Origin of the sequence: Pseudoalteromonas sp. DY56-GL22, assembly GCF_041414715.1 — a bacterium.
Lineage (GTDB): Bacteria > Pseudomonadota > Gammaproteobacteria > Enterobacterales > Alteromonadaceae > Pseudoalteromonas > Pseudoalteromonas simplex.
Genome location: NZ_JANHZR010000003.1, coordinates 262,208 through 278,010 on the forward strand (window position 1 = coordinate 262,208; position 15,803 = coordinate 278,010).

The window sequence follows — 15,803 nt, forward strand, 5'->3', positions numbered from 1 at the left end:
CAAATATAAGCTTTACTTACCATTACTACACGGCATTAGACTTTTGCCAAATAGCCAACATAAAAAAACACCTCAACGTGAGGTGTTTTTAAATTAAGTTTAAAGCCTGTTTACAGCATTAAGAATGCAAACAAACCAACACCTAATAGTAAGCGATAGATAACAAATGGCATCATGCCCATGCGCTCAATCACTTTTAAGAAAAAGAAAATACAGGCGTAAGCCGACACAAATGATAAACCAGCGCCTAGTAAAATTGCATGCCAATCAATCGCCTCACCTGCAGTAGCCAACTGATATACATAATATGAACCTGCTGCAGCAATAACTGGAATTGACATTAAAAATGAAAAACGCGCAGCACTTTGTTTGTTTAGGCCCAGCATTAAACCCACTGTTATAGTAATACCTGAACGGGATGTACCAGGGAATACCATAGCAAGCACTTGTGAAAAGCCCAGCAATAGCGCACTAAAAAAGTTTACTTGGTAAATATTTTTAACTTGCTTTGCTTTAGCATCGGCATACCAAAGTAGCAAACCAAATACGATGGTTGAGGTGGCAATAACCCATGCATTACGCGAGTAGCTCTCTACAAAATCTTTGAATAAGTAACCAATTAATAATGCAGGAATAGTCGCAACAATAATCCACCAGCCTAAACGACTATCATCGGTTGCACCTTGTGCACCAAACGACTTAAACCAAGCACCAAGAATATCGACCACTTCTTTTCTAAAGTACAATACAACTGCACCTAAGGTTCCAACGTGAACAGCCACATCAAATGCTAAGCCTTGATCGTGCCAACCTAAAACTTGTGAGGGTAAAATTAAATGCGCTGAGCTCGAAATAGGTAAAAACTCAGTCAATCCTTGGATCAGGGCTAAAACAATTATCTCAATAATACTCATGGGTTAGAAAACTCCACCTTCCATAGTTTTTGTTGGGGGTTGTTATAATTATTCCATAACTCAGCCAAAGTTAGCTTAGCTACGGGGTGATAAAAATCAGGCGCTATTTCAGCAAGAGGCTGTAATACAAACGCATTTTTGGTTATTTCATCCCGCGGTAATTGCGCAGGTGTTTCACAGATAATGTCATCATAAAACAATAAATCGAGATCTAATGTCCGTGGGCTAAATTTTTTATCCTCGCGGGTGCGGCCATTATCAAGTTCAATTTGTTTCAGTAGTTTACATAGTTTAGCTAATGGCATATCTGTTTTTGCTGCAACCACTGAATTATAAAAATTACTACCTGCAAACCCCACCGCTTCACTTTCGTATACTGATGAATGAATAAAACCAGGAAAGTAAGCTTTCAGCGCGATAAGCGCCTGTCGAAGATAGTGCTCTTTATTGACATTAGAACCTAGGCTTATAAAAATTTGCGCCATCTCTAATTTGCCTTACATCGGGTGATCTCAACTCCAACAGTTTGCGCTTGTGGCACTGCGGCTGGTTTACTCACGCGAATAGTGACTTGGCTGGTCGCAAACTCAGCTAAAATAATGGCAGCTAATTGCTCAACTAAAGTTTCTAGTAACTCAACAGGTTTTGCCGTTGTGTGCTCAATCACTCGCTCACTCACTTTGGCATAATCAAGAGCCAAATTTATATCATCTGTCGCCGCTGCGGCAGAAATATCACATAACATTTCGATATCAAAATACAGGCTTTGTTTACTTTCTTTTTCAAAATCATACACGCCAATGATGGTGTCTACGTGCAGTTGTGATATATATACCTTGTCCATTGATACTCCAAGCGACATAAATATTAAAAACAATACTCAGCCTTAACGCTTATTAATTTTAATAATGCGCTATATAAGCTGTCATACTGTTTTAATATGTAAAAATTACCCCTACAATAACGAATAGATGCATTGCATAGGGTGCTTACATCCGACTCGACGAGAGTGGCAAATGGTTTTGCCGCCAATGATAGCCCAAAAGTGCAGATTAAAAAATAAGGAAGCGCGTGTTAGAAGTTTTAATGTTAGTTTTGGCTTACATACTAGGTTCGGTCTCTTCCGCTATCCTTGTATCTCGGCTGTTTAAACTACCAGACCCACGCAGTCATGGATCGAATAACCCGGGTGCTACAAATGTTTATCGCCTTGGTGGTAAAGTCCCCGCTGTTTTAGTTCTTGTCTTTGATATTTTAAAAGGAACCATCCCTGTTTGGGGTGCTTACTTTTTAAAGATAGAGCCACTAATGTTAGGTTTAATTGGTGTAGCTGCTTGTTTGGGTCATATGTATCCACTGTTTTTTAGCTTTAAAGGTGGTAAAGCCGTCGCGACCGCTTTTGGCACGTTATTACCCATTGGTTTATCGCTAGGGGGGATGTTGATTGCAACTTGGCTTTTAATTGTTGCTATCACGCGTTACTCATCTCTCGCGGCACTGGTTACGGTTTCATTAGCGCCTATTTATACTTGGTGGATAAAACCTTTGTATACTCTGCCAGTTACCTTTTTAACCGTACTGATAATTTTCCGCCACAGAGCAAACATTACTCGCTTGATGGCTGGGGAAGAACCTAAAGTAGGGGCTAAGAAAAAAGCCCCAGAGCAGGAATAGTGATGTAAATTAAAGCGCTTCGAGTGAATCAATAGGCCAGCGCGGCTTAGTTTTCATATCAAGGCTAGCAAACTGCCCTGCCTTTAAGCGCTGCATACCAGCGTAAGCAATCATTGCACCGTTATCTGTACAAAACTCTGTGCGCGGGTAATACACACGCCCTTTCATGCCTTGCATTACTCGTTCAAGTTGCGCACGCAATTGCACGTTTGCACTCACACCACCGGCGATCACTAAACGTTTGATACCAGTTTGCTTTAATGCACGTTTGCATTTAATGATTAAGGTATCAATTACCGCTGTTTGGAATGCATGAGCAATATCAGCTTTGGTTTGCTCATCATCATCGCTATCACGAATAGCAAGCGATGCCGCCGTTTTTAAACCACTAAAACTAAAATCTAAGCCTGGTTTATCAGTCATCGGACGTGGAAATACAAAACGCTTAGGCGTACCCTGCTCCGCAAGTTTTGCTAAACGCGGGCCACCAGGGTAATCAAGACCTAATAACTTCGCGGTTTTATCGAATGCTTCACCAGCCGCGTCATCAACTGACTCTCCCAGCACTTCGTATTCACCAATGCCAGATACTTTTACCATCATAGTATGGCCGCCAGACACCAGTAGTGCGATAAACGGAAATTCCGGTTTGTCCTCTTCAAGCATTGGCGCAAGTAGGTGACCTTCCATATGATGTACAGCAACCGCTGGAATATTCCAACCATAAGCCAGTGAGCGACCAATTGAGGTTCCCACCAGAAGCGCACCAACAAGTCCAGGGCCTGCGGTGTATGCAATGCCATCTAAGTCTTCAGGACCACAACCCGCTTGTGCAAAGGCAGCATCAATCAAAGGTAAGGTTTTACGTACGTGATCGCGAGAAGCAAGCTCAGGAACCACACCGCCATAATCAGCATGTACTTTTACTTGGCTATACAGTTGATGTGCTAATAAGCCTTGTTCATCATCATAAATGGCAATACCCGTTTCATCACATGATGATTCAATACCTAAAATTCGCATCAATTACTCCGCCAAGAAAAAACAAATGCGTATTTTACAGTGAAAATACGCATTACTGAATATTAAATTGCAATACCAATATTGGTTTGACCGTCAGATACCGCAAGTTGCTTAAGCTCTTTTACGTTCTCTGAGGTAATTCGGCCCATTTGCTCTACAAAATCAATAAGCTCTGCAAGCACATCAATTTCATACTGCATTAAAGGGTGTTCACGAACAGCTTTGTTATCAGCAATTTCACCATCCACTGTTAGTTGATATTCAATGAAACGAGCCACCGAGGCCTGTGAAATTTTACTAATATTTAAAAACTCTTGTTCATCTTTGGCTATCAAACCGTGCAGCATGCCAAGCAAAGCTGTCGCTGTATCGATTGCGGGATAGGTGCCAAACATGTCAAAGTCAGTAAGCTCTGGCACGTTTGGCTCAATTTTCTCAATTTGCTTTTCAAGGCTGATTTTACTTTTTGGCAGTAAGATTTTTTCCCAGCAAACACTCAATGCGCTACGAAAAACCGCGGCATCACCGAACCCTGTTGCTTCACTAAATAAGCTATAATTAGGCAACATACGCTCAAGTAATGCGCCACCTAATACCGCTTTTTGCAAATAGTTTAATTCTCTAATACGTTGAAAATTATTCGCTTTCGTCATTCTTTACAGTCCCACAAGACCAACATATTTCAAATGTTGCTCCGTTAAGCTCATGACATTTTGGGCATACCCAGTCAGGAGCCGATTGTTTTAATTGCCGGTAGTTTAGCAATATTTCTTGCGCCTGGCGCTCTTTTAATGCGTAAACAAGTATATCGACCCCTGTTTGTTCAAATGGGATCTCCCCAAGCGCCCCTTGCAAAAGCTCACCTTGCAGTTGCGATTCGATCCCTTTACTTTTTAAAAGCCCTTTAATAATGTTTGCCTCTAAGCCATTTTCAGCCTGAAACACTTTTACCCAAGTGAATGGGTCCTGCTTCGCAGGTTGATTTAAATTACTGTTTTGCAAATCACTTCCCTTTTACTTTTCTATCTTTAAATCCTAAACTAGGCTAGCAACTAACTTCGCTGCAATGCTTATTTCAAGGTAGCCACATGACTTTAACAACACCGGGATTGTTATTCCCAGCAATTTCTTTACTGTTACTTGCTTACACCAACCGTTTTTTGGTGCTTGCTCAGCTTATTCGAGAACTCAATGCACGTGAAGGGGAAAGTATCCGCCCATTAGTTGTTGCACAGATTACCAATTTAAGAAAACGCATTAAATTAATTCGCGTAATGCAAGTTTATGGTGTTGCCTCTTTTTTAATGTGTACCTTATCAATGTTTGCATTATTTATAGAATTTAATACTACTGGAATCATTTTATTTGGCATCAGCCTCGCGTGCTTAGCCTTGTCGCTTCTCACCTCTTTGTATGAGATCCACATTTCTTGCGATGCAATCGAGATTGAATTGAAAAATATCGAAAAAAAACCTCTTTCAGATAAGGCAGAGTAAAATTCACCCTCTATACTTATTGTATGAGATACAACAATAAGTGGTGCTTTTGTGGATGATTTTTTATTTTCTGAAGAATCCTTAGAAGAAAATAATGTAGGTACGGAAGAGGCTGAATACTGGCATATTCTTGTTGTTGATGATGAAGAAGATATTCATCAAGTTACGAAACTAGTATTAGCTGGGTTCACTTTTGAAAATAAAGCGCTTCGCTTTTATCATGCCTATTCTGCTGCTGAAGCGAGAGAGCTTTTAGGTAAAGGTACTCCATTTTCAGTGGCGCTTGTTGATGTGGTAATGGAAACAAACCACGCAGGCCTCGATCTCATTCAATACATTCGCGATGAAATAGAAAACCATGATATACGTTTAATACTGCGTACAGGTCAGCCTGGGGAAGCCCCTGAAGAAGCCATCATTCGTGATTACGATATCAATGATTACAAAAATAAAACTGAGCTCACCGCGATAAAAATGAAAACTTTGCTCTATTCAGCGCTACGTTCACATCGTGATATTCAGATTATTGATCATCATAAACATGGCCTCGAACAAATTATCAATGCCTCAGCCAATTTCCTAAAATGTGATAGTGTACAAGAGTTTGCCTCCACAATTTTAAACCATGTTACTAACGTAATGGGGATAAGTGACAGAGAAATATATTGTGCCGCTGCGGTTAACCTGCAATCATCGCCAGCTAATGACTTTCAATTACTTGCCGCTTCAGGTGTTGAACCAACTCCATGTAAAAATAAAATTCCTGAGGATGTAAAAAACTTATTTATTGATGCACATGAAAGAAAATCGTCTTTAAAAAACAGCACAGATTACATTGGCTACTTTCCAACAAAAGCAGGCCTTGAAACTATGTTGTATGTCAATAAAGGTTCAAAGCTGCAGAATACAGACTATCAACTGCTAGAATTTTACGCCAATAATATCGCACTTGCTTATGACAACTTAAAGCTTAGAGAAATGGTCAAAGAGTCACAAAAAGAGTTGTCGTATATTCTTGGCGAAGCAGTCGAAAAGCGCTCAAAGGAAACTGGCTCACATGTTAAACGTGTCGCTTTGTACAGTGAGTTACTCGCAAAATTATATGGCTTGGATTCGTTCCGCTGTGAAATCATTAAACTGGCTTCACCATTACATGATATTGGTAAAATTAGTATTCCAGACAAGATTCTAAATAAGCCTGGTAAACTCACTGATGAAGAATGGGAAATAATGAAAACTCATGCCGAAACTGGCTATGAAATACTAAAAAACTCAACAAACGAAATATTAAACTGTGGGGCCTTAATTTCCTACCAACACCATGAAAAATGGGATGGAACTGGTTATCCGCAAGGACTAATTGGTGATAATATCGATATTGTTGGTCGAATTACTGCAATTGCAGATGTATTTGACGCACTTTGCAGTGACCGATGCTACAAAAAAGCATGGCCACTCGATGATGCTCTCTCATTGATAAAAGAGCAACGTGGGAAACATTTTGATCCAATTTTAGTCGATCAGCTACTTGAAAATTTAGCGCTTTTCTTAGAAATTAAGGAACGTTATCCTGATTGATGTAACTTTTCTGTAAAACAAGTACTTCCCAATACGGGTACAATACTTTACTATGCCTCTCGTGATGTAAAATTGTACCGCCTGGATGTAGGGCTTACTTATAACAAGGGACTATTAAAGTGAGATTTGAACAACTTGAACAATTCGTAGCATTAGGCGTGCTAAGGCATTTCCGCCAAGCTGCAGAGAAAACTCAAATAAGCACTTCTGCATTAACTCGCAGTATTCAAACACTTGAAGATGAAATTGGTTATGAGCTAGTTACTCGCTCTACTCGCTCAGTAAAGTTAACCAAAGAAGGTGAGCTTTTCCTAGAGTATGCAAAACAAACTCTCGACAATCTTGAAGAAACCAAGAAGCATTTATTTGAATCATTAAACGGCTGCGCAAGTGAAAAACTGATTATTGGCTACACCAACAAAGCGAGCACGGTTGTGCCTGTTTCTTGCGGTCAGTTTTTAGCGCAGTACCCTCATGTGAAAATCGAGATGCAGCTGCAAGAGCAAAGTGAACTAGTACGTAAACTGCAATTAGGTGAAATTGATATCAGTGTATGTTCGCAAGCGATGAACAGCATTGGCAGCGATATACATTTACCTGATCAACTAATCATTTTCGTGGCTAAAAATCACCCGCTTGCAAATAAAAGTGACATTAGTAAACGCGACTTAGCTGACTACCCTATGTACAGCTGTTTTTCACAGTCAAAACAAGTGCAATCTATGCTAAACGATGCAATTGATTCTTTTGATAAAACATCAAGCATCAAAGTAGGCAGTATTGAACAAGTTATGGATGGTCTGAAAAAATCAAACCATATCGCGATTGCCAGCATTGAGCATGCTAATAGTGTGTCATCTGATCCGGAGTTACTATTATTAAAAACTAATAAAGGTATCGCACACGACCAGCTAATAATCCAAACAAACCAACAAATCAATGAGAATTCTCACGTTAGCCACTTACTCGATCTCATTGAAAAAACGGCCCTTTCAAGCCAAGGTTAGAAGCTATTTAATCTACTGCTAGCCTGTAATTAATCAGGCTAGCCAATCTTTTTTTATTTCTTCATTTTTACTGCATAAAAAGCGTGCATCACACAATTTTTCATATACACTTACGCACCTTTTTTTGATTGTGCACATGAATGACCGCACCGCTTATTACCGACACATACTTAGATGCTATTGAACGTACTGGTTATGCTGTTGTTGAAAACGCGATTAATGAAAGCTTAATTGCTGATTTAATTGCCGATTGCTATCGCATTAATCCGCATTTTCATACCGCAGGTATTGGCCGATTAAACGACCAACAAATAGATAAAACTGTGCGTAAAGATAAAACCTTTTGGTTTGATAGCTCAAGCCAAGCACAAATTACTTATCTGGCGACCATGGAAGCAATAAAGACACAGTTAAACCGTGGCTTTTATTTAGGCTTATTTGACTATGAATGCCATTATGCAAAGTATCAACAAGGTGACTTTTATAAAAAGCACTATGATGCCTTCAAAGGCCGTTCTAATCGCATTTTTACAACGGTTTGTTACTTAAATACGCCAGAATCTGGCGGTGAATTGGTGATCTACAAACCAAAGAGTAAAGAGATTGAAATAGTCATTAAACCTCAAGCGGGCTTATTGGTGATGTTTGAAAGCGAACGCTTTATGCATGAAGTATTACCCGCAAACGATGTACGCTACTCAATTGCGGGTTGGTTCAGAAAAAATGCCTCAATCAGCGGTATTATCGACCCACCAAGATAATTAAAAGGACAGTGGCAAGGATGCTGCTAAACCGATAAAAATCACTAACCCCACATAGTGATTATTCAAAAATGCTTTGAAGCAAGGCTCTCGCTCTCGTTTATGAATAAGCGTTTGTTGATAAAGTAAAAAACCAACCGCTGCAGCTAAGCCCAGCCAATATGGCAAGCCAAGCTGATGACTCATACCTATGTAAGCAAGAATCGCAATAAATAAGGCATTGAGTAAAAAGATGATATGTCTGTCATAGCTGGCAAACAAGATTGCTGTCGATTTAACGCCAATCTTTAAGTCATCATCTCTATCAACCATGGCATACATGGTGTCATAAGCCACAGTCCAAACAAGATTCGCGATAAATAGGAGCCAGGCTTCTAATGGTACTGAGCCAATTGATGCCATATAGGCCATTGGAATAGCCCAACTGAATGCCGCGCCAAGTACAACTTGCGGCAGCTGGGTGTAGCGCTTCATAAATGGATAACAGAACGCCAGTGCTAAAGCACCAAACGATAGTAAAATCGTTGACCATCCAAGTGTTAACACTAAGCCAAACGCCACCACAATGAGCAGTACAAATAAGCTCAGAGCCTCACCACTTGATACCAAACCTGCTGCTAGCGGTCGCTGGGCTGTGCGCTTAACTGAGCCATCAATTTTACGATCGGCAAAGTCATTAATTACACACCCAGCACTGCGCATCACAAAGACACCCAAACTAAATACCACAAAATTTAATAAGCTAGGCGTGCCAAGCTCGGCAAGCCATAGCGCCCAGTAAGTAGGCCACAATAATAATAAAGTGCCTATTGGCTTATCGGTACGCATTAATTGCTTATAGTAAGCTATATGTGCGACCTTAAGTGCAGCTAGCTTCATAGGTAGATATACGCTCCAGGTAAGAATACTTCAGCCACGAGAAAATGAGCATTAGATAAGCTAAATACACTGCGTCTTCCCCACAGTGCTTGTGAAGAGTAGCCTATTTCAGCTATTAAAGCTTGAATAGCGTGCTGCTGTGAAAACTCAGCAACTTCTATTTCAGTGCGCGATAAGTTTGGGTCTTGAAAAATAACATCGCCCAGCGGCCTTGTCCCCATACTTAGTAACTGCTGCTTTTTTAATGTATCATCTGCCGGCAACCAGCTTTGTGCATAAACCATTGGTTTACCATCGCATAGTAGTAACACTTCGCGATTTAATGCCTGACTTAAAGAGGTATTGAGTAATGCTTGTTGCTCGCGGGTTAAGTCAAAAGGTGCTTCGTTTAAAACTTTAACTGAAAAGACCTGACAGTGACTTTTAAGCTTAGCTGTTAATGACCCAGCTTCAAGCAACCAACTTTGCTGTTGTTGCGTCAAATCTGGAAATGCTGAAGCAGGCTGCCAATTTGCAGCTAATGAAACTGGGAATGTGATCACAACGACTCATTATTTTTAAAAACCGTGCAAATGATATCACTGCTGCACGTTTGGCAAAAGTCATGATTTAATCTCAAGCTGGGTTAAAAAACGCAGAACAGCCTGTATCTTAAGTGAATTTGGGTATAGACTAAAAATCATTGAAAGGGTGGAATATTCTTAACTATGAAAAAATCATTGTTATCAATTTACTTGATAAGCATGCTACTTGTTACTGCAACAAGTTGGTCTGTTCGCGCTGAATCAAATGTTGGCTACTTTGGTTTTGAGCCTGACATCATCACTAACTACATAGGTCAAGGTAATAAAAAACTTGGCTATGTTCGTATTACGGTGGATCTCATGCTCAATGATCTATCTGATATCGCAATCGTAGAACATCACACTCCACTATTGCGTGATGCGATTGTTGAAATACTCTCAAAAGAGCCTGAAGAAAACATTAAATCGCTTACCGGCCGCGAAGAAATAAGAAAGCGCTGCACCGAAAAGCTAAAAGCACTACTAAAACAAGAAACAGGACAAGAGATTGTCCGAGAAGTGTTATTTACTAAGTATTTATATCATTAATTGTAAGATGGCGGCATTAGCCGCCACTTTTATTTACGCGATTATTTGCGTGAAAGCAGCTTGTCTGACACGGCATAAGCCATACCAGCCAATAACCCCGCTAAATGCGCCCAGTTCGCCATACTCACAGGCAACATATCTACAAAGCCTAGAATAAGCCATACCAGCATAAAACCGACAATGCTATTACTTACTAGTGGCGGCTCTGTTGGCCTCATTACGCTGTAGATCCAACAAAAACCCAGTAAACCATACACAACGCCGCTTAGACCACCAAAGTTAGGCCCAACTACTAAAAACTGTGCCCAGTTACTAATGAATGCCGTCACTAAAAATAAACCCACTAAGGTTAATTTGCCACTGCGTTTTTCTATATCGTTACCCAGCGTCATCCACCAGATCAAATTAAAAATAAGATGAATAGCGCTAAAGTGCACAATGGCAGGTGTAAACCAAGTTAGAGGCTGTGCAGGATTAAACTGCAACATACTGTAAATAGTTTCAAAACCACCTAATAAGAAGGCCACAAATATAGCTATCGAGACTAGAGTAACTGTACGGTTTAGCCAGCTTAATGCCTTAAAACGGGCTTTTAAATTAAGTGATTGGCCTTGATATGACAGAGGCGATCGTGTACTGCCCACCTGCCATGAAGCTTGTTGGTATTTTTCGTCATGAGGGTTAGCCGCAAACTCCTGCCAAAGAGATTGGGCTTGATGAAAGTGCTCTGGAGCAACACAAATAATCACTGTTTGTCCATCTTGCGAGCGTAGCTCACCATGTAAGCCCTTACTTTTGATGTAATCTATAAAGCCTTGTGCGGCGCGAGGATTATTTATGCTACCCAACTCAATCATCGTTCAATATGCTCCGGAAGTTGCGCTTGCCAAGCTGTAAAGCCACCATCCATGCTGTATACGTCTTCAAACCCCTGCTCAACTAAATAGCTTGCAGCACCTTGAGAGCTCACACCATGATAACAAACGATGATGATTGGCTGATCAAACTCTTTATGCATCATAAAATCGCTGATGTTAGCATTTGATAAGTGCTCAGCACCTGGGATATGACCCGTTTGAAATGAGTTAGGATCGCGAATATCAGCAATCACAACCTCTTCTTTATCTAACAGCGCAAATGTTTCGCTCACTGAAATATGTTTATACGACATAGTACTCTCTAAACTAAAAAGGCGGCCAAAGCCGCCTTATAAAATTACTCGGTGTTAATCCCAGTTGAGGATTACTTTACCTGATTGGCCTGAAATCATTGTATCAAAGCCTGCTTGGAAGTCATCCACAGAGAACTGGTGAGTGATAATTGGTTTCAGATCAAGACCTGACTGAATTAGACTCGCCATCTTGTACCAAGTTTCAAACATTTCACGGCCATAAATCCCTTTAATGATTAGACCTTTGAAAATAACCTGGTTCCAATCAACCGCCATATCTGAAGGTGGAATACCTAACATGGCAATTTTACCACCGTGATTCATGTTGTTTAGCATGCTGTTAAATGCTACTGGCACACCTGACATTTCAAGACCAATATCAAAGCCTTCAGTCATGCCAAGCTCTTTCATTACATCTTCAAGCTTTTCAGTTGCTACGTTTACAGCACGAGTCGCGCCCATTTTACGCGCTAAATCTAGACGGTATTCGTTCACATCGGTGATAACCACATGACGTGCACCCACGTGTTTGGCAACAGCAGCTGCCATGATACCAATTGGGCCAGCACCTGTGATTAATACGTCTTCACCGACTAAGTCAAACGACAACGCTGTGTGTACTGCATTACCGAATGGGTCAAAGATTGATGCTAGTTCATCAGGAATGTTATCTGGAATTTTAAATGCGTTGAAAGCTGGGATCACAAGGTATTCAGCAAATGCACCTTCACGGTTTACACCAACACCTGTTGTATTACGGCATAAGTGCACACGACCGGCGCGACAGTTACGACAGTGACCACAGGTAATATGGCCTTCGCCAGAAACACGGTCGCCAACTTGGAAACCACGTACTTCCTGACCCATATCGACCACTTCACCTACATATTCGTGACCAACAACCATTGGCGTAGGAATTGTATTTTGTGCCCACTCATCCCATTTATAAATATGGACATCTGTTCCACAAATTGCTGTTTTGCGGATTTTAATAAGCAGATCGTTATGGCCAACTTCAGGTTTTGGCGCATCAGTCATCCAGATCCCTGGTTCTGCTTTTAATTTAGATAATGCTTTCATGATTTATACTCAATTAAACAAAACCGAAGCAAAAGCTTCGGTTTAGGAAATAAAATTAGATAACACCCATTTCTTTACCAATACGGGTAAAGGCAGCAATAGCGGTATCTAATTGCTCTTTTGTATGCGCCGCAGAAATTTGCGTACGGATACGTGCTTGGCCTTTAGGTACTACTGGGAATGAGAAACCTGTTACGTAAATACCTTCAGCAAGTAATTTGTCAGCCATGGCTGAGGCAACTTTAGCATCGCCTAACATGACAGGGATAATCGCGTGGTCTTTACCTGCACAGGTAAACCCTGCAGCTTCCATTTGTTCACGGAAATACTTTGCGTTATCCCAAAGTTTAGCGCGTAACTCGCCGCCATTGCTTAGCATCTCAAGTACTTTAATTGATGCAGTAACAATTGATGGTGCAAGTGAGTTTGAGAAAAGATAAGGACGAGAACGCTGGCGTAACCACTCAACAATTTCTTTTTTACCTGATGTGTAACCGCCTGATGCGCCACCAAGTGCTTTACCAAGGGTACCCGTGATGATATCAACACGGTCTAGTACACCGCAGTACTCCGGCGTACCTTTACCATTTTCACCAACAAAACCAACAGCGTGAGAGTCATCAACCATCACTAATGCATCATATTTATCGGCAAGGTCACAAACCGCTTCAAGGTTACAAATAACGCCGTCCATTGAGAAAACGCCGTCAGTAGCGATTAACTTAGTTTTAGCGCCCGCTTCATCAGCAGCAATAAGTTGCTTTTCAAGGTCACTCATATCGTTATTTGCATAGCGGAAACGCTTTGCTTTACAAAGTCGTACACCATCAATGATCGAAGCATGGTTTAGTGCATCAGAGATAATCGCATCATCTGGACCTAGAATTGTTTCGAATAAACCTGCGTTTGCATCAAAGCATGATGAGTAAAGAATGGTGTCTTCTGTTTCTAAGAACTCAGAGATCTTTTGCTCTAAAGTTTTATGGATATCTTGAGTACCACAAATAAAGCGCACAGACGCTACACCAAAACCGTGCTCATCAAGGCCTTGTTGAGCAGCTTTAATTAACGCTGGGCTATTTGCTAAGCCAAGGTAGTTATTAGCGCAAAAGTTAATAACCTTATCACCAGAGGCAACTTCAATTTGAGCCTGTTGCTGCGACGTGATAACACGTTCGCTTTTGTATAAGCCCTCAGCTTTCACTTCATCAATTTGCTGCTGCAACTGATTAAAAAACGCAGATGCTCTCATCTGTAATCTCCACATATTCTTGTACCTAATCAGAAATGATTAGCATGAATTTAAATTTTGCACCTATTGTAAAAGCTTAGACGAACAATTGCACTGTTTGCAGTTCGTCGCAAACCCTCAACTGGTGTGGGTTTGTGAACTTAAACTGGTCTTACCTCATAAATTACAAATATAAATTGGGTAAATCAGCTAAAGATTCACAAACAATATCGGCATGTTGTTCTGTTGACTCAGCATAACTTTGCCCTGAGCGAACTAAAACACGGGTCGCGATATTGGCTCTTTCAGCGGCAATAAGGTCGCCAAGCTTATCACCGACCATAATACTTTGTGATGGGTCGATTTGATGCTCATCGATGGCTTGTAACAGCATACCCGGAGCAGGCTTGCGACAGTTGCACTCTTGCAAATAAGCAGGCTCAGCCTTGCTTGGATGATGCGGACAAAAATAGACATCAAGAATTGTAACGCCATGGCGTAAAAATTCGCCCTTCATCCACTCAGTAAGGTTGGAAAAATCTTGCTCTGAATAATAACCACGGCCAATCCCCGATTGGTTAGTTACTACCACAATTTTATAACCAGCGTCGGCGAAGGCTTTGCACGCTTCGAATACACCGGGTACAAATTCAAACTCTTCTGGTTTGTATACATAGCCATGATCAATATTGACCACACCATCACGGTCTAAAAATAAAACTTTGCTCATGACAATTGCTCTTTATCTACCACGTGGTCAAACATCGAAATCACCTTTTCTACACTTATTTGCGCCATTAAATCAGCCCCTTTAACGCGTGTTCCCCAAGGTAGCTGTTGCGCTGTTTTGCCTGTTTGTTCACGTAAGTTTTGGTGATAAACCTCAACAACATACTCTTGATACAAATAAGGTCCTGTGCGTTTTGGGTTTGAGTGGGCATACAAACCAATAACAGGTGTTCCTACCGTTACGGCCATGTGCGCAGGCCCAGTATCTGGAGCTAACACTAACGCCGCACGTTTCAAAACACATAACAGTTCTTTTAGTTGAGTTTTCCCTACTAAGTTAAGCACAGGTGCCGAACAATGCGCGATAATTTGCTCGGCAAGTTCAATCTCTAAAGGGGTTGGGCCGCCAGTAATAACCACCGAAAAGCCTTGTTGATGAGCGTGTTCAGCAAGTGCAGCATAACGCTCAGGTAACCAATTTCGCTCTTTTTTACTTGCCGCAGGCGAGATAACAAAAATACGCCCGGCTAAACGCTCCTCGCCTAATAGCGCATCGGCTGCTTGTTGGTGCTGCTCAGTAATTGGCATTTGCCATTGAGGTTTGTAATCAGACGACCCAATTGCTTGAGCGAAGCCTTTAAAGCCTTCTAATACATGCGCCTCTGATTGCGGGGCAATACGCTTATTAATAAACAAGCTATGTAACTCTTTTGAGCGAGCCCAATCAAACCCCACTTTGACCTTTGCAGGAATACAGCGGGCTGCTAGATTCGCTCTGAGTGCGACTTGCATATGTAAGAGCACATCAAATTTACGCCCCTTGAAAGTGTCTTTTAGTTGCTGATAAGCCTGTTTGCCCTGCTTTTTATCGAACACAACAAACTCAACACCTGGTAAATCGGCCAGTAACATAGCCTCAACTTTACCAATCACCCAGGTAATTTTTGCCTTCGGTTGTGCCTTTTGAATTGCTTGCACTGCTGATACGGCATGACATACATCACCAATAGCCGAAAGCCTTAAAATACAAATATCTGAATAGGAGGTTGATTGAGTCACGTGCGCCCTTAGCTACAGCAAATAATATGCGATCTTAAATTAACTTGATGCTAATGCAAGCACTTATGCGAAAAGCTAAAAATACGGTA

General features: G+C 41.0%; 20 protein-coding genes. 6 read left to right on the top strand and 14 right to left on the bottom strand.

Going from position 1 to position 15,803, the window contains the following annotated elements; translation table 11 throughout:
* Positions 1-110: 110 nt before the first annotated feature.
* The 3 genes from NO991_RS09100 to folB are packed head-to-tail and all read right to left on the bottom strand — an operon-like array spanning position 111 to position 1,758.
* On the bottom strand, positions 111-914 hold the full coding sequence (locus NO991_RS09100; RefSeq protein ID WP_194441813.1) for an undecaprenyl-diphosphate phosphatase: 804 nt from the start codon (positions 912-914) through the stop codon (positions 111-113).
* A complete protein-coding gene (gene folK / locus NO991_RS09105) occupies positions 911-1,399 on the bottom strand; it encodes a 2-amino-4-hydroxy-6-hydroxymethyldihydropteridine diphosphokinase (RefSeq protein ID WP_300420324.1) in 489 nt (162 codons plus the stop codon). The genes NO991_RS09100 and folK overlap by 4 nt, the downstream gene beginning before the upstream one ends.
* 2 nt (positions 1,400-1,401) lie before the next feature.
* Positions 1,402-1,758, bottom strand: coding sequence for a dihydroneopterin aldolase (gene folB / locus NO991_RS09110; protein WP_138599658.1), 357 nt, complete (start codon positions 1,756-1,758; stop codon positions 1,402-1,404).
* Positions 1,759-1,985: 227 nt separating this feature from the next.
* Between folB and plsY the strand changes: the two genes are divergently transcribed.
* Positions 1,986-2,588, top strand: a complete 603-nt coding sequence (gene plsY / locus NO991_RS09115; RefSeq protein ID WP_138599657.1) for a glycerol-3-phosphate 1-O-acyltransferase PlsY — start codon at positions 1,986-1,988, stop codon at positions 2,586-2,588.
* Positions 2,589-2,597: 9 nt separating this feature from the next.
* On the opposite strand, the gene tsaD is transcribed toward plsY, so the two are convergent.
* The 3 genes from tsaD to NO991_RS09130 form a co-directional block, all read right to left on the bottom strand.
* The gene (gene tsaD, locus NO991_RS09120; protein ID WP_054551076.1) at positions 2,598-3,611 is read right to left on the bottom strand and encodes a tRNA (adenosine(37)-N6)-threonylcarbamoyltransferase complex transferase subunit TsaD; all 1,014 of its coding nucleotides are present in this window, start codon (positions 3,609-3,611) and stop codon (positions 2,598-2,600) included.
* Positions 3,612-3,673: 62 nt separating this feature from the next.
* Entirely contained in the window at positions 3,674-4,264 is a 591-nt protein-coding gene (locus tag NO991_RS09125; RefSeq protein ID WP_054551075.1) for a YjaG family protein, read from the bottom strand.
* Positions 4,248-4,613 carry a DUF2007 domain-containing protein gene (locus NO991_RS09130; protein WP_054551074.1) on the bottom strand — a complete coding sequence of 122 codons (366 nt, stop codon included), beginning with the start codon at positions 4,611-4,613 and terminating at the stop codon, positions 4,248-4,250. Before NO991_RS09130 ends, NO991_RS09125 begins: the two co-directional genes overlap by 17 nt.
* Positions 4,614-4,699: 86 nt before the next feature.
* On the opposite strand from NO991_RS09130, the gene NO991_RS09135 reads away from it, so the two are divergent.
* The 4 genes from NO991_RS09135 to NO991_RS09150 all read left to right on the top strand — a co-directional run bounded on the left by NO991_RS09135 (position 4,700) and on the right by NO991_RS09150 (position 8,453).
* Complete coding sequence (locus NO991_RS09135; protein WP_054551073.1) at positions 4,700-5,107, top strand: DUF2721 domain-containing protein; 408 nt, start codon at positions 4,700-4,702, stop codon at positions 5,105-5,107.
* 51 nt (positions 5,108-5,158) lie between these two features.
* Positions 5,159-6,685, top strand: a complete 1,527-nt coding sequence (locus NO991_RS09140) for a response regulator (protein ID WP_054551072.1) — start codon at positions 5,159-5,161, stop codon at positions 6,683-6,685.
* Between the two features lie 119 nt (positions 6,686-6,804).
* Entirely contained in the window at positions 6,805-7,692 is an 888-nt protein-coding gene (locus NO991_RS09145; RefSeq protein WP_054551071.1) for a LysR family transcriptional regulator, read from the top strand.
* A gap of 140 nt (positions 7,693-7,832) precedes the next feature.
* On the top strand, positions 7,833-8,453 hold the full coding sequence (locus NO991_RS09150) for a 2OG-Fe(II) oxygenase (RefSeq protein ID WP_054551070.1): 621 nt from the start codon (positions 7,833-7,835) through the stop codon (positions 8,451-8,453).
* Here NO991_RS09150 and ubiA read toward each other — a convergent pair whose 3' ends face one another.
* Positions 8,454-9,332 carry a 4-hydroxybenzoate octaprenyltransferase gene (gene ubiA, locus NO991_RS09155; protein WP_300419588.1) on the bottom strand — a complete coding sequence of 293 codons (879 nt, stop codon included), beginning with the start codon at positions 9,330-9,332 and terminating at the stop codon, positions 8,454-8,456.
* Positions 9,329-9,874: a chorismate lyase gene (locus NO991_RS09160; protein WP_187489831.1), complete on the bottom strand. Its 546-nt coding sequence runs from the start codon at positions 9,872-9,874 to the stop codon at positions 9,329-9,331. The genes ubiA and NO991_RS09160 overlap by 4 nt, the downstream gene beginning before the upstream one ends.
* 201 nt (positions 9,875-10,075) lie before the next feature.
* Between NO991_RS09160 and NO991_RS09165 the strand changes: the two genes are divergently transcribed.
* Positions 10,076-10,444, top strand: a complete 369-nt coding sequence (locus tag NO991_RS09165; RefSeq protein WP_371351978.1) for a flagellar basal body-associated protein FliL — start codon at positions 10,076-10,078, stop codon at positions 10,442-10,444.
* A gap of 41 nt (positions 10,445-10,485) precedes the next feature.
* Here NO991_RS09165 and glpG read toward each other — a convergent pair whose 3' ends face one another.
* The 6 genes from glpG to NO991_RS09195 all read right to left on the bottom strand — a co-directional run bounded on the left by glpG (position 10,486) and on the right by NO991_RS09195 (position 15,714).
* Positions 10,486-11,301 (bottom strand): rhomboid family intramembrane serine protease GlpG, encoded by an 816-nt coding sequence (glpG, locus tag NO991_RS09170; protein WP_300359146.1) that lies wholly within the window; start codon positions 11,299-11,301, stop codon positions 10,486-10,488.
* A complete protein-coding gene (gene glpE, locus NO991_RS09175) occupies positions 11,298-11,615 on the bottom strand; it encodes a thiosulfate sulfurtransferase GlpE (RefSeq protein WP_138599653.1) in 318 nt (105 codons plus the stop codon). Before glpE ends, glpG begins: the two co-directional genes overlap by 4 nt.
* Before the next feature lie 54 nt (positions 11,616-11,669).
* Complete coding sequence (gene tdh / locus NO991_RS09180) at positions 11,670-12,695, bottom strand: L-threonine 3-dehydrogenase (RefSeq protein WP_054551064.1); 1,026 nt, start codon at positions 12,693-12,695, stop codon at positions 11,670-11,672.
* 55 nt (positions 12,696-12,750) lie between these two features.
* The gene (locus tag NO991_RS09185; RefSeq protein WP_138599652.1) at positions 12,751-13,947 is read right to left on the bottom strand and encodes a glycine C-acetyltransferase; all 1,197 of its coding nucleotides are present in this window, start codon (positions 13,945-13,947) and stop codon (positions 12,751-12,753) included.
* A gap of 163 nt (positions 13,948-14,110) precedes the next feature.
* The gene (gene gmhB, locus NO991_RS09190) at positions 14,111-14,656 is read right to left on the bottom strand and encodes a D-glycero-beta-D-manno-heptose 1,7-bisphosphate 7-phosphatase (RefSeq protein WP_138619224.1); all 546 of its coding nucleotides are present in this window, start codon (positions 14,654-14,656) and stop codon (positions 14,111-14,113) included.
* Positions 14,653-15,714, bottom strand: coding sequence for a glycosyltransferase family 9 protein (locus tag NO991_RS09195; protein ID WP_300359137.1), 1,062 nt, complete (start codon positions 15,712-15,714; stop codon positions 14,653-14,655). Before NO991_RS09195 ends, gmhB begins: the two co-directional genes overlap by 4 nt.
* Between the last annotated feature and the right edge of the window lie 89 nt (positions 15,715-15,803).

Excerpts from the sequence above, each read along its gene's own strand:
- glpE (WP_138599653.1), bottom strand. The coding sequence starts at position 11,615 with ATGTCGTATAAACATATTTCAGTGAGCGAAACATTTGCGCTGTTAGAT.
- NO991_RS09135 (WP_054551073.1), top strand. The coding sequence starts at position 4,700 with ATGACTTTAACAACACCGGGATTGTTATTCCCAGCAATTTCTTTACTG.
- NO991_RS09100 (WP_194441813.1), bottom strand. The coding sequence starts at position 914 with ATGAGTATTATTGAGATAATTGTTTTAGCCCTGATCCAAGGATTGACT.
- tsaD (WP_054551076.1), bottom strand. The coding sequence starts at position 3,611 with ATGCGAATTTTAGGTATTGAATCATCATGTGATGAAACGGGTATTGCC.
- NO991_RS09185 (WP_138599652.1), bottom strand. The coding sequence starts at position 13,947 with ATGAGAGCATCTGCGTTTTTTAATCAGTTGCAGCAGCAAATTGATGAA.
- NO991_RS09125 (WP_054551075.1), bottom strand. The coding sequence starts at position 4,264 with ATGACGAAAGCGAATAATTTTCAACGTATTAGAGAATTAAACTATTTG.
- glpG (WP_300359146.1), bottom strand. The coding sequence starts at position 11,301 with ATGATTGAGTTGGGTAGCATAAATAATCCTCGCGCCGCACAAGGCTTT.
- NO991_RS09150 (WP_054551070.1), top strand. The coding sequence starts at position 7,833 with ATGACCGCACCGCTTATTACCGACACATACTTAGATGCTATTGAACGT.
- folB (WP_138599658.1), bottom strand. The coding sequence starts at position 1,758 with ATGGACAAGGTATATATATCACAACTGCACGTAGACACCATCATTGGC.
- NO991_RS09165 (WP_371351978.1), top strand. The coding sequence starts at position 10,076 with ATGCTACTTGTTACTGCAACAAGTTGGTCTGTTCGCGCTGAATCAAAT.
- folK (WP_300420324.1), bottom strand. The coding sequence starts at position 1,399 with ATGGCGCAAATTTTTATAAGCCTAGGTTCTAATGTCAATAAAGAGCAC.
- ubiA (WP_300419588.1), bottom strand. The coding sequence starts at position 9,332 with ATGAAGCTAGCTGCACTTAAGGTCGCACATATAGCTTACTATAAGCAA.
- gmhB (WP_138619224.1), bottom strand. The coding sequence starts at position 14,656 with ATGAGCAAAGTTTTATTTTTAGACCGTGATGGTGTGGTCAATATTGAT.
- tdh (WP_054551064.1), bottom strand. The coding sequence starts at position 12,695 with ATGAAAGCATTATCTAAATTAAAAGCAGAACCAGGGATCTGGATGACT.